Origin of the sequence: Halomonas sp. ND22Bw (genome assembly GCF_003011945.1) — a bacterium.
GTDB lineage: Bacteria > Pseudomonadota > Gammaproteobacteria > Pseudomonadales > Halomonadaceae > Halomonas > Halomonas halophila.
In genome coordinates this window covers 1-247 of sequence record NZ_PXWD01001497.1, presented here as the reverse complement: position 1 = coordinate 247, position 247 = coordinate 1, and the positions used below count along the sequence as shown (strand labels likewise).

Below are 247 nucleotides of genomic sequence, written 5' to 3'. Positions count from 1 at the left end.
CCGCGCGTGCGCGACGGGCATTCGGCGCCCTGGGGGGTCGTGTCGCTGACCGAGAGCGCGGGCGGCGGCGGCTCGGCGGAGGAACGCGCCGCCGCCTATCGCCGGATGCGCGCGCTCGTCACCGAAAGCTTCGCGCCGTTCGCCGCGCGGCTGCCCAAGGTGGCGGGTACGCGGCGGCTGCTGGGCACCAGCGGCACGGTGACGACGCTGGCAAGCGTGCACCTGGAGCGGGAACGCTATGATCGTG

At 75.3% G+C, this 247-nt stretch carries 1 protein-coding gene; it reads left to right on the top strand.

Annotation, left to right across the window (positions count from 1 at the left end; genetic code table 11):
• The coding region (locus CVH10_RS23205) for a hypothetical protein (RefSeq protein ID WP_219925055.1) at window positions 1-247 on the top strand (247 nt) is incomplete at both ends.